The organism is Streptomyces atriruber (genome assembly GCF_001418325.1).
GTDB lineage: Bacteria > Actinomycetota > Actinomycetes > Streptomycetales > Streptomycetaceae > Streptomyces > Streptomyces atriruber.
In genome coordinates, this window is sequence record NZ_LIPN01000085.1 from 1 (window position 1) to 12678 (window position 12678).

Annotated in this window: 8 protein-coding genes and 2 pseudogenes; 5 read left to right on the top strand and 5 right to left on the bottom strand. The window is 68.7% G+C overall.

The genetic code is table 11. From position 1 onward, the window contains the following. Positions 1 to 126: 126 nt before the first annotated feature. Positions 127 to 420 (bottom strand): annotated as a pseudogene (locus AOK03_RS09600) (succinate--CoA ligase subunit alpha); the annotation flags it as partial. Positions 421 to 431: 11 nt separating this feature from the next. Beyond that, positions 432 to 1562, bottom strand: coding sequence for an ADP-forming succinate--CoA ligase subunit beta (gene sucC / locus AOK03_RS09605; RefSeq protein ID WP_055564757.1), 1131 nt, complete (start codon positions 1560 to 1562; stop codon positions 432 to 434). Positions 1563 to 1762: 200 nt separating this feature from the next. Between sucC and AOK03_RS09610 the strand changes: the two genes are divergently transcribed. From AOK03_RS09610 to AOK03_RS09630, 5 genes are all read left to right on the top strand, one after another. Continuing rightward, positions 1763 to 3448: a thiamine pyrophosphate-binding protein gene (locus AOK03_RS09610; protein WP_055564758.1), complete on the top strand. Its 1686-nt coding sequence runs from the start codon at positions 1763 to 1765 to the stop codon at positions 3446 to 3448. A gap of 15 nt (positions 3449 to 3463) precedes the next feature. Then, positions 3464 to 4693 carry a formyl-CoA transferase gene (gene frc, locus AOK03_RS09615; protein WP_055564759.1) on the top strand — a complete coding sequence of 410 codons (1230 nt, stop codon included), beginning with the start codon at positions 3464 to 3466 and terminating at the stop codon, positions 4691 to 4693. 3 nt (positions 4694 to 4696) lie between these two features. Further along, on the top strand, positions 4697 to 6850 hold the full coding sequence (locus AOK03_RS09620) for an acetate--CoA ligase family protein (protein WP_055564763.1): 2154 nt from the start codon (positions 4697 to 4699) through the stop codon (positions 6848 to 6850). Positions 6851 to 6973: 123 nt separating this feature from the next. Next, positions 6974 to 8362, top strand: a complete 1389-nt coding sequence (locus AOK03_RS09625; RefSeq protein ID WP_055564764.1) for an OFA family MFS transporter — start codon at positions 6974 to 6976, stop codon at positions 8360 to 8362. A 1-nt stretch (position 8363) separates the two neighbouring features. Further along, entirely contained in the window at positions 8364 to 9743 is a 1380-nt protein-coding gene (locus AOK03_RS09630) for an OFA family MFS transporter (protein ID WP_055564760.1), read from the top strand. A 70-nt stretch (positions 9744 to 9813) separates the two neighbouring features. Here AOK03_RS09630 and AOK03_RS09635 read toward each other — a convergent pair whose 3' ends face one another. From AOK03_RS09635 to AOK03_RS09645, 3 genes and pseudogenes are all read right to left on the bottom strand, one after another. Continuing rightward, a complete protein-coding gene (locus AOK03_RS09635; protein ID WP_055564761.1) occupies positions 9814 to 10875 on the bottom strand; it encodes a sugar phosphate isomerase/epimerase family protein in 1062 nt (353 codons plus the stop codon). A gap of 147 nt (positions 10876 to 11022) precedes the next feature. Then, positions 11023 to 12399, bottom strand: a complete 1377-nt coding sequence (locus tag AOK03_RS09640; RefSeq protein WP_055564762.1) for an alkaline phosphatase family protein — start codon at positions 12397 to 12399, stop codon at positions 11023 to 11025. Beyond that, positions 12396 to 12678: pseudogene (locus AOK03_RS09645) on the bottom strand (metabolite traffic protein EboE); the annotation flags it as partial. The pseudogene AOK03_RS09645 and the gene AOK03_RS09640, both read right to left, overlap by 4 nt.

Genomic DNA, 12678 nt, shown 5'->3' on the forward strand with positions numbered 1-12678 from the left:
CACCCGGCCCCGCCCCGTCACACCACCCGGTGGCTGCTCGGGAAGTTCCCTGGCGGCCGCTCGTCCGTCGGCCCCTGGGTGACGGCACGGACCAGCAGCTCACCGCCCACGAACGCGCCGCGCCCGGACGGCGAGGCCGATTCCGGCGTCGGCTGCTTCGGTGACGGCGGCCTTGGTGAAGGCGGGCGGCACGAAGACGACCGTGGTGTCGGCGCCCGTGGCGGCCATCGCGTCGCGGACCGATCCGAAGACGGGGACGGCGCGTTCGTCGAAGTCGACGGTGCGGCCCGCCTTACGGGGATTGACGCCACCGACGATGTACGTGCCCGCGGCGAGCATGCGGCGGGTGTGCTGCATGCCGACGGCGCCGGTCATGCCTTGGACGAGGACCTTGCTCTCCTTGGTGAGGTGGATCGCCATGTCCTTGCTCCTTACCGCGCGTCGGCGAGGTCGGCGGCCCGGCGGGCCGCGTCGTCCATCGTGGTGGCCCGCTGCACGAGGGGGTGGGCGCGGCCGTCGAGGATGGCGCGTCCGCGGGCCGCGTTGTTGCCGTCCAGGCGGACGACCAAGGGCTTGGTCAACCGGACGGATTCCAGGGCCCGGACAATGCCGTCGGCCACGGCGTCGCAGGCGGTGATGCCGCCGAAGACGTTCACGAAGACGGACCTGACGGAGGGGTCGGAGAGGATGACGGCGAGGCCGTCCGCCATGACGTCGGCGGAGGCGCCGCCTCCGATGTCGAGGAAGTTGGCCGGTCGGACTCCGCAGCCGGCGACCACGCCGAGCGTCGACATGACGAGTCCGGCGCCGTTGCCGATGATGCCGACCTCACCGTCGAGCTTCACGTAGTTGAGGCCTTTGGCCGCGGCCGTCGCCTCCAGCTCCTGGTCGTACGGCTCGGGCTGTCCGCCCCACCGCGCTTGGCGGAAGAGGGCGTTGTCGTCGAGCGTGACCTTCCCGTCCAGGGCGAGGATGTCACCGTCGTCCGTGCGGACGAGCGGGTTGACTTCTACGAGGAGGGCGTCCTCGTGGATCAGAACGCGCCAGAGTTTGACCAAGGTGTCGGCTGACTCGGCCGGGAAGCCCGCGGCGGCCGCGATCTCGGCGGCCTTCTCCTGCGTCACCCCTTCCGCGGAGGCGATCGGGATGCGCGCCACCGCTTCGGGGCGAGCCGCCGCCACCTCCTCGATCTCCATGCCGCCTTCGGCGGAGACGATCGCGAGGAAGCGTCCAGCCGCCCGGTCCAGCACATAGGAGACGTAGAACTCCGCTGCGATGTCGACGGGTTGAGCAACCATCAACGCGCGCACGGTGTGGCCCTTGATGTCCATGCCGAGGATCTGGCGCGCGGTGATCTCCGTCGCCGCGGGATCCGCGGCGAGCTTCACCCCGCCCGCCTTGCCTCGCCCACCGGTCTTGACCTGGGCCTTGACGACGACGCGGCCGCCGAGGCGTTCCGCGGCCGCCCGTGCCTCCTTGGCCGTGTGAGCGACCTCGGCACGCGGCACCAAGATGCCGTGATCTGCGAAGAGTTGCCTTGCCTGGTGCTCGAAAAGATCCATTTCGGCTCCTGACCGCTGCGTCCGACCGGGAGTGGTCCCACCGGCGGCCAGAAATGGCTCACGCCCCCTGGACACCGCTCACGGGATGCGGGATAACAAGCTCCATACAGTATTCGTCGACTGTATGCAATCTACTGCGAGGGCGCCCCAAAAGCGTGCGAGCGCACTCCAACTCCCCTACGAAGGGACAGGACTTCGCCATGCCCGACGACACCAGCCAGAACGGCATCTCCGGTGGACACCTGGTCGCCAAAGCACTCAAAGCGGAGGGTGTGGAGGTCATCTACACCCTCTGCGGCGGCCACATCATCGACATCTATGACGGCTGCGTCGACGAGGGCATCGACGTCGTCGACGTGCGTCACGAGCAGGTCGCGGCCCACGCGGCCGACGGCTACGCACGCGTCACGGGCAAGCCGGGCTGTGCGGTGGTAACGGCGGGCCCTGGCACGACCGACGCCGTCACCGGCGTGGCGAACGCCTTTCGCGCGGAGTCCCCCATGCTGCTGATCGGCGGCCAAGGTGCCCACACGCAGCACAAGATGGGCTCCCTCCAGGACCTTCCGCACGTCGACATGATGACCCCGATCACGAAGTTCGCCGCGACGGTGCCGGACACCGCACGCGCGGCCGACATGGTGTCCATGGCCTTCCGCGAGTGCTACCACGGGGCCCCCGGCCCGTCCTTCCTGGAAATCCCCCGCGATGTGCTCGATGCCAAGGTTCCGGCCGACAGTGCCCGCGTCCCCAAGGCCGGGCGCTACCGCGCCTCGACCCGCTCGGCCGGCGACCCCGAGGCCGTCGAGAAGCTCGCCGACCTTCTCGTGCACGCGGAGAAGCCCGCGATCCTGCTCGGCAGCCAGGTGTGGACGACCCGGGGCACCGAGGCGGCCATCGAACTCGTACGCACCCTCAACGTGCCCGCCTACATGAACGGGGCGGGCCGCGGCACGCTCCCGCCGGGAGACCCGCACCACTTCCAGCTCTCCCGGCGCTACGCCTTCTCCAACGCCGACCTCATCGTCGTCGTGGGCACTCCCTTCGACTTCCGCATGGGTTACGGAAAGCGGCTCTCACCGGATGCCACCGTCGTCCAGATCGACCTCGACTACCGCACCGTCGGCAAGAACCGGGACGTCGACCTCGGCATCGTCGGGGACGCGGGTCTGATCCTGAAGTCCGTCACCGAAGCCGCGTCCGGACGCGTCAACGGCGGGGCCTCCCGGCGCAAGGAGTGGATCGACGAACTGCGCGCCGCCGAGCAGACCGCCGTGGAGAAGCGCCTGCCACACCTGAAGTCCGGCGCCTCGCCCATCCACCCGTACCGCCTGGTGAGCGAAATCAACGACTTCCTTACCGAAGACTCCCTCTACATCGGCGACGGCGGCGACATCGTGACCTTCTCCGGTCAGGTCGTCCAGCCCAAGTCCCCCGGCCACTGGATGGACCCCGGCCCGCTCGGCACCCTCGGCGTCGGCATCCCCTTCGTGCTCGCCGCCAAGCAGGCCCGGCCCGACAAGGAAGTAGTGGCCCTCTTCGGAGACGGCGCCTTCAGCCTCACCGGCTGGGACTTCGAAACGCTCGTGCGCTACGACCTCCCCTTCGTCGGCATCGTCGGCAACAACTCCTCGATGAACCAGATCCGTTACGGCCAGCAGGCCAAGTACGGCAAGGAGCGCGAGCGCGTCGGCAACACCCTCGGCGACGTTCCCTACGACAGGTTCGCCCAGATGCTCGGCGGCCATGGCGAAGAGGTCCGCGACCCCGCCGACATCGGCCCGGCCCTGCGCCGCGCCCGCGAGTCCGGCAAACCCTCACTCATCAACGTATGGGTCGACCCGGACGCCTACGCCCCCGGAACCATGAACCAGACCATGTACAAGTGAGGAGCCCTGACGGCCATGACCAAGGCTCTCGAAGGCATTCGCGTCCTCGACATGACGCACGTCCAGTCCGGCCCCTCCGCCACCCAGCTGCTCGCCTGGCTCGGCGCGGACGTGGTGAAGCTGGAGGCGCCTTCCGGGGACATCACGCGCAAGCAGCTGCGTGACCTCCCCGGAGTCGACTCCCTGTACTTCACGATGCTCAACTGCAACAAGAAGAGCATCACCCTCAACACCAAGACCGAGCGCGGCAAGCAGCTCCTGACGGAGCTGATCCGGCGGTCCGACGTGATGGTGGAGAACTTCGGCCCCGGTGCCGTGGACCGGATGGGCTTCACCTGGGACCGCATCCAGGAGATCAACCCGCGCATCGTCTACGCCTCGATCAAGGGCTTCGGAGAGGGCCCCTACACCAACTTCAAGGCCTACGAAGTGGTCGCCCAGGCCATGGGCGGCTCCATGGCGACCACCGGTTTCGAGGAGGGCCCCCCGCTCGCCACAGGCGCCCAGATCGGCGATTCCGGGACCGGCATCCACGCCGTCGCGGCGATTCTCGCCGCCCTCTTCCAGAGGGAGCACACCGGTCGCGGTCAGCGCGTGAACGTGGCGATGCAGCACGCCGTGCTGAACCTGTGCCGGGTCAAGCTGCGCGATCAGCAGCGGCTGGCGCACGGGCCCCTGGCGGAGTACCCGAACGAGGACTTCGGGGACGAGGTCCCGCGCTCCGGGAACGCCTCCGGCGGCGGACAGCCCGGGTGGGCCGTCAAGTGCGCTCCCGGCGGCCCGAACGACTACGTGTACGTCATCGTGCAGCCCGTGGGCTGGGAGCCGCTCACCGAGCTCATCGGGCGCCCCGAGCTCGCTGTGGACCCCGACTGGGCGACTCCAGAGGCGCGGCTGCCCAAGCTCGGCAAGATGTTCCAGCTCATCGAGGAGTGGTCCTCGACCCTGCCCAAGTGGGACGTGCTGGAGCGGCTCAACGCGCACAACATTCCCTGCGGCCCGATTCTCTCCACCAGGGAGATCATCGAGGACGCCTCCCTGGTCGCCAACGAGATGGTCGTCGAGGTCGACCACCCCGAACGCGGCACCTTCACCACGGTCGGCTCCCCGCTGAAGCTCTCCGACTCCCCCGTGGACGTGAACAGCTCGCCACTGCTCGGCGAGCACAACGACGAGGTGTACATCGGCGAGCTCGGCCTCGGCGACGACGAAGTCCGTCTGCTCAAGTCGAACGGGGTGATCTGAGTGATGGCCGAAGACCACCTGCTGAGGGTGCGCACCCTCCTCGACGCGGTACGCGCTGAAGGCCGTACGTCGCTGACCGCCCCCGAGGGCAAGGTGATCGCCGACGCCTACGGAATCGCCGTACCGGGCGAGGAGCTGGCGACCGACGTGGACCAGGCCGTGGCGCACGCCGCCCACTTCAACGGCCCTGTCGTCATGAAGATCGTCTCCCCGGACATCCTGCACAAGACCGACGCGGGCGGCGTGGTGGTCGGTGTGGAGGGCGCCGCCGACGTACGGGCCGCCTTCCATCGGATCGTCGAGAACGCCCGAGCGTACGCGCCCCGGGCCCGTATCGAGGGTGTGCAGGTACAGGAGCTGCTGCCGGGCGGCCCGTCGGCCCAAGAGGTCATCGTGGGGGCGGTGACCGACCCGACGTTCGGGAAGGTCGTCGCCTTCGGGCTCGGCGGAGTGCTCGTGGAGGTCCTCAAGGACGTCACCTTCCGCCTGGCGCCCGTGGACGCCGACGAGGCGGTCTCGATGCTCGACTCGATCCGGGCGGCGGAGGTCCTGCGCGGGGTGCGCGGCGCGCAGCCGGTGGACCGGTGGGCCGTCGCCGAGCAGATCCGCCGGGTCTCCCGACTGGTCACCGACTTCCCGGAGATCGCCGAGGTCGACCTCAACCCGGTGATCGCCACACCGCACGGCGCGGTCGCGGCGGACGTCCGGATCATCCTCTCCGAAGGAGCCCCCAAAGCCCGGCGCACCTACACGCGCGCGGAGATGCTCGCCTCCATGCACCGGCTCATGCGGCCCCGCTCCGTCGCCGTCATCGGCGCCTCCAACGAGGCAGGGAAGATCGGCAATTCGGTGATGCGCAACCTCATCGACGGCGGCTTCTCCGGAGAGATCCATCCGGTGAATCCCAGGGCCGACGACATCTTGGGCCGCAAGGCGTACAAGAGTGTCACGGACGTTCCGGGCGAGGTGGATGTGGCGGTCTTCGCGATCCCCGCCAAGTTCGTCGCGTCGGCCCTGGAGGAGGTCGGCCGCAAGGGCGTGCCCAATGCGGTGCTGATCCCCTCCGGCTTCGCGGAGACCGGCGAGCAGGCGCTCCAGGACGAGATCGTGGCGATAGGCGAACGGCACGGTGTGCGGCTCCTCGGCCCCAACATCTACGGCTACTACTCGACGTGGCAGGACCTGTGCGCCACGTTCTGCACTCCGTACGACGTGAAGGGCCCGGTGGCGCTGACGAGTCAGTCGGGCGGCATCGGCATGGCGATCCTCGGCTTCGCGCGGACCACGAAGACGGGGGTCTCGGCGATCGTCGGGCTCGGCAACAAGTCCGACCTGGACGAGGACGACCTTCTGACCTGGTTCGGCGAGGACCCGCATACGCAGTGCATCGCCATGCACCTGGAGGACCTCAAGGACGGCCGTGCCTTCGTGGAGGCCGCGCGCACGACCGTCCCGAAGAAGCCGGTCGTGGTCCTCAAGGCGGGGCGCACCGCGGCGGGCGCGAAGGCCGCCGGGTCGCACACGGGCGCGCTCGCCGGAGACGACGCCGTGTACGACGACATCCTCAGGCAGGCGGGTGTCATCCGGGCGCCGGGGCTCAACGAAATGCTCGAGTACGCGCGCGCGTTGCCGGTGCTGCCCACCCCGAAGGGCGACGACATCGTCATCATCACCGGCGCCGGCGGCTCGGGGGTGCTGCTCTCCGACGCGGTGAGCGACAACGGCCTGCGGCTGATGGACATCCCAGAGGACCTGGACGCGGCCTTCAAGGCGTTCATCCCGCCGTTCGGGGCCGCGGGGAACCCCGTGGACATCACGGGCGGCGAGCCGCCCTCGACGTACGAGGCAACGATCAGGCTCGGTCTGGAGGACCCGCGCATCCACGCCCTCGTGCTCGGCTACTGGCACACCATCGTGACCCCTCCGATGGTCTTCGCCGAACTGACGGCACGCGTGGTGGCGGAGTTCCGTGCGCGCGGCGTCGAGAAGCCCGTGGTGGCCTCGCTGGCGGGCGATGTCGAGGTGGAGGAGGCCTGCCAGTACCTCTTCGAGCGGGGGGTCGTGGCGTACCCCTACACGACCGAGAAGCCGGTCGCCGCGCTCGGCGCGAAGTACCGGTGGGCACGGGCGGCCGGGCTGTTGGGGGGCGGTCGATGAGGTGACCGGTTCGGGGCCGGCCGGCGGTGCGCCACGGCCGGTCCCGGGACCCGTGCGCACACGGAAGGGATGGGACAGGGGGCGCTGACCAGGATCTTTCCGACGCAAGGGGTGCTGAGCGAGATGACAACAACCGATATGCCGACCGCCGTCCCCTACCGGGAGGTGAGGGACGCCCACGGCCGGATGTACCGCGTCGGCGAGACCGACCTCGACATCATGGGCCGCAAGCGCAAGTGGATGGTCATCCTGCCGTGGGTGGGCATGACGGGCATCAGTTCGGCCGAGTACGCGTTCGCCTCCGCCGAGGACACCCTGCGCACCGCGCACCAGTGGAGCAGCCTGCACATCTTCTGGATGCTGGGCGTCTGGGTCTTCTTCCAGGCGGCGGTGGCCTTTCCGGCGGGCAAGCTCCGGGAGAGCGGAAAGCTCCCGGCACGCTGGGCGATGATGCTCGGTGCGCTCGGCACACTCCTGGGATATCTGTCGCTGGCCTTCGCCCCGCACGTGGTCGTCGCCTACCTCGGTTTCGGCATGTTCAGCGGCATGGGTGCCGGCATGGTCTACGCGACGTGCGTGAACATGGTCGGCAAGTGGTATCCGGAGCGGAAGGGCGGCAAGACCGGATTCGTCAACGGTGGATTCGCCTACGGGTCGGTGCCGTTCGTCTTTCTCTTCACCGGCTATATGGATCTGTCGAACTTCCGCTGGGTTCTGGTGTCGGCGGGTGTGCTCCTCGTCGCGATGGTCGCGTCCGCGGGCCATTTCTTCCGGGACCCGCCGAAGAACTGGTGGCCCGCGGACGTGGACCCGCTGCGCCCGCCGGACGACCCACGGGCGCGACGCGCCCTGCGCATGAACCCGCCCGCCGTCCGGCAGTACACCCCCAAAGAGGCCTGGCAGACCAGCCGAGTGGCCTTGATGTGGTGCTGCCTGCTGTGCACGTCGGGCGTGAACATCTTCGCAATCGCATTCCAGGTGGACATCGGCGAGGAGGCCGGTTTCGCGGGTGGAATCGTCGCCACCGCGATGTCACTTAAAGCCATCGTCAACGGCACGGGCCGCGGTGTCACGGGCTGGCTCTCTGACCGCTACGGACGGAAACGCTGCCTGATCTTCGTCTGCATCGTCCTCGGCCTGGCCCAGTACGGCATCCTCTGGTCCGCCGGAATCGAGAGCCTGCCCCTCTTCCTCATCTTCTCCAGCATCTCCGGATTCGGCGGCGGCGCCATCTTCCCGATGTTCGCGGCCATGACGGCCGACTACTTCGGAGAGAACAACAACGCTTCCAACTACGGCCTCGTCTACAGCTCCAAGCTGGTTTCCGGGCTCCTCGGCTCCGGAATGGGAGCCGTGGTGGTGCACCACTGGGGCCACGCCGGCGCATTCACCCTGGCCGGCTCGATATCCCTGTTCGCCGGATTCATCGCGCTCTTCCTGTCGCAACCCGGCAGGCCGAACTCCAAGAACATCACCCCCAATCCGCAACCCCTCGGTGAGGAGATGGCTTGACATGACGGCGGAGCCCATCGCCGGATCCCACGCGTCGACCGAACGTGACGCGTCGTACAGAGAGCTCAAGGACGCGCGCGGGCGCGTCTACCGCATCGGCGAGAGCGACCGGGAGATCCTCGGTCGACCCCGCTGGACGATGGTGGCGCTGCCCTGGGCGGCCATGCTCGCCATCAGTGTCTTCGAGTACGCCTTCGGAGCGGCCGAGGACACCCTGTCCGCCGCGCACCACTGGACGTCGTCGAATACGTTCTGGGTGCTCAGCGTCTGGATCTTCTTCCAGGCAGGGATCTCCTTCCCGGCAGGCAAGCTGCGTGAGAAAGGCATCCTGACCAGCAGGGCGGCCATGCTGACAGGCTCGGTCCTGTCACTGCTCGGCTTCGTCAGCCTCAGCCACGCCCCGAACGTGGCAGCCGCCATGGTCGGCTTCGGCCTGCTCGGCGGCGTCGGGTCCGGACTGATCTACTCGACCTGCGTGAACATGGTCGGCAAGTGGTATCCGGAGCGACGCGGCGGCAAGACGGGCTTCGTCAACGGCGCGTTCGCCTACGGAGCGGTGCCGTTCATCTTCCTGTTCTCGTACGGCTTCGACACGTCCAACTACCGCACCGTGCTGGACCTCGTCGGCTTCTACGTGCTCGCCGTGACGCTGGTGGCGGGCCTCTTCTTCAAGGACCCCCCGAAGAACTGGTGGCCCGCCGAGGTGGACCCGCTGCGGCGCGACGGCGACCCCCGCACCGCGGTGGCACTGGCCAAGAACCCGCCCGCCGCCCGGCAGTTCACCCCCGGAGAGGCGCTGCGCACCGGGGTGATCCCCCTGATGTGGGTGTGCATGCTCTGCTGCGCCGGAGTGTCCATCTTCGGTATCTCCTTCCAGGTTCCCTTCGCGAAGGAGATGGGCTTCGGGCCGCTCATCGCGGCGTCGTCGATGGGCGTCATGTCGGTGATCAACGGCACGGGCCGCGGGGTGGTCGGCTGGCTCTCGGACCGCCTGGGCAGGCAGCCGACCCTCACGTACGTCTGTCTGGTGCTCGCGGTGGCGCAGTTCGGTGTGCTGTGGGCCGGCGAAATCCACAACCAGCCCCTGTTCCTCGTCTTCGCCTTCTTTTCCGGCTTCGCGGGCGGTGCGTTCTATCCCCTGTTCGCGGCCCTGGTGCCGGACTACTTCGGAGAGAACAACAATGCTTCCAACTACGGCATGGTCTACAGCGCGAAGCTCGTGTCCGGACTGTTCGGCGGCGGTATGGGCGCGATGGTCGTGGACTCCTGGGGGTACATCGGCGCGTATGTCACCGCCGGTGTGGTGTCGCTGATCGCGGCCGGTCTTTCCTTGCTGCTGCGCCAGCCGGAAGCGCCACGCGCGCGTGGGGTGCTGGTCTAGCGGCCTTCGGCCACTCATGGACGGGTCCTCCCGCCGTCGGGCAGGAGGGCCCGTCCGTGCTGTCCGGCAATCAGTCGCCGCAGCGGCCGGAGCGCAGCGAGTGCAGGTGCTCGCTGGACTTGCGGGCGAAGGCGTAGGACTCGGCGGGGTTGTCGTGCTCGGTCTGCCAGTGGTGGTAGCGCCGACCCTGGTGGGTGCGCGCGGTCACCTTCGACAGGAACTTCTTGTAGTCGATGTCGCCGTCACCGACATCCGTCATGCGGTAGCCGTCGCGAGTGCTCTCGTCGCGGATCCCGTCCTTGACGTGGAACAAGGGGTAGCGGTGGGGCTGCTTCAACACGTAGTCGAGCGGGTGGAAGGGGGCCGGGGTGCCGTCGACCCGCTTGCCGAAGCGGAACTGGGCGCTGAATGCCCAGTAGATGTCCATCTCCAGGTACACGAAGTCGGGATCGGTCTCGGCGAGGAGGACGTCATAGAGCCGGACCTTCGGCTTGTCGGTGGCGAAGGAGAACTCCTCGGCATGGTTGTGCTGGTAGAACTTCATGCCGCGTTTGCGGGCCGCTTCTCCATACGTGTTGAAGTCCTCCGCGGCACGCTTCCAGGCGTCGACGGTGTTGCCGTAACGGAAGGGGCCCGAGGCGGTGCCGATGTGCTTCAGCCCGAGGGCCTCCGCCTCGTCCAGGACCTTGGTGAGGTTCTGCGCGAACGTGTACGCGTTGGGGTTGTTGTCGTCGTAATAGCCGACGTGCGAGCCGATGGGGTTCAGGCCGTGGTCGCGGGCCAGTGCCTTGAGCTGGGCGAGGGTGATGGCGCCCGCCGAGCCCTGGGTGTATCCGGCGAATTCGACCTCGTCGTATCCGTACTTCTCCAACTCGGCGAAGACGGGGGCGAATCCGACCGTGGAGATCTTGTCGCGCAGGCTGTAGAGCTGGATCCCGAGGCGGCCCGGCGGCAGGACGGGGTGACCGTGGCCCTTGCCTGCGGCCGCCGCGGCGGTCGAGGCCGCTGAGGCGGTGGGGACGGCCGCCCCGACGAGCGCCGCGGCAGCGGCTCCGGCGGCCACACCGAGCGCGCCGCGTCGGCTGAGTCTGTGGGCGAGTTCAGGATCGGTGGAGGTCGGCTTGCGGCTCATGCGGTTCTCCTCGTGGCATCAGGGGCGCGTCAGGGATGGGTTCGAAGAACGGATCAGGGATCGCTGAGGGTCGGGCCCTGATGGCAGGGCCCGAGCTGTCTGGTTCAGTGGAGATCAAGCAGATTCAGCGACGCGGGTCGGTGGACATCACCGCAGACCCGCGAGGTCGAGCAGGAGCGATTTCACATCGGTGGCCGCGACGCGGCCGCTGACGGCGCGGGGGGTGGAGCACAGAATGAGCGGACTTTCGTCCTCGCTCGTGGGAAGGCGGCCATGGCTGCCGCGAATAGGTGACGGGTCCAGGGGCACGACCGCCATGCGATAGCGCATGCCGAGCTTCTTGCGGGCCAGCGCGCCCGCGGCCTTGACGCGGACGTACGGGTCCTCGGGGTCCATGAAGAGCTCGACGGGGTCGTAGCCGGGTTTGCGGTGGATCTCGACGAGCTGCGCGAAGTCGGGCGCGCGGGCGTCGTCGAGCCAGTAGTAGTACGTGAACCAGGCGTCCGGCTCCGCGACGGCAACGAGTTCACCCGAGCGCGGATGGTCCAGCTGGTGGTCCTTCTTGCCTTCGTCGTCGAGGAGTTGCTCGATGCCGGGGACGTCCGCGAGGGCGGCGCGGGTGGCGTCGAGGTCTTCCGGACGGCGGACGTAGACGTGGGCGATCTGGTGGTCGGCGACGGCGAAGGCCCTGGATGCCATCGGGTCGAGGTACTCCATGCCGTCCTGGGTGTGCACCTCCAGCAGCCCCGCGCGGCGCAGGACCCGGTTGATGTCGACGGGACGGTTCACCCGCGTGATGCCGTACTCGGACAGCGCGACGACGGTCCTGCCCTCCGCCTTCGCGTCGTCCAGAAGCGGGGCGACGGTCGCGTCCAGCTCAGCGGCCGCGCGGAAGGAGCGCGGGTCGTCGGGGCCGAAGCGCTGCAGGTCGTAGTCGAGGTGAGGGAGGTAGCACAGGGCGAGGTCGGGGTGGCGGGTGTCGATGATGTGCCGGGTGGCGTCCACGATCCAGCGGCTGGACACGATGTCGGCACCGGGGCCCCAGAAGTGGAAGAGGGGGAACGTCCCGAGTTTCGCGGTGAGTTCGTCGTGGAGGGCCGGGGGCCGGGTGTAGCAGTCGGGTTCTTTGCGGCCGTCGGCGTAGTAGACGGGGCGGGGGGTGATGGTGAAGTCGGTGTCGGCGCCCATGGCGTACCACCAGCAGACGTTGGCCACGGTGTAGCCGGGGTGCGCGCGGCGGGCGGCGTCCCACAGCTTGTCGCCGGAGACCAGACCGTTGTGCTGACGCCACAGGAGTACGTCGCCGAGCTCGCGGAAGTACCAGCCGTTGCCGACGATGCCGTGCTCGGCGGGGGTGGTGCCGGTGAGGAAGGTGGACTGTGCGGCGCAGGTGACGGCGGGCAGCACGGTGCCGAGCGGCGCCCTGGACCCGGACTGGCCGAGCGCTTTGAGGTGCGGCATGTGGTCGAGAAGGCGCGGGGTGAGGCCGACGACGTCAAGAACCAGCAAGGGGGTCGGGGTCATGGGAGTTCCTTGAGGCCGAGGTCGGTCAGGAGGTCGCGGGCTAGGGAGAGTTCCGCGGCGATGCCCTCGGCGAGCTGGGGGCGGCCGCGCGGGCGCAGCGCGGGCGGGAGTGCCTGCCAGGTGTAGGTCTCGACCTCCAGATGGCGGGTGAGGGGGGCAGGGCCGCCGACGAGCCGGGTCAGGACGTCCTGGAGGACGGGAAGCGTGGAGGTGAGGGGCGCGGCGGGGGCCGCGTGGAGGGGGACGTGGAAGTGGGCTCGCCAGGGGGCTGTGTCGGGC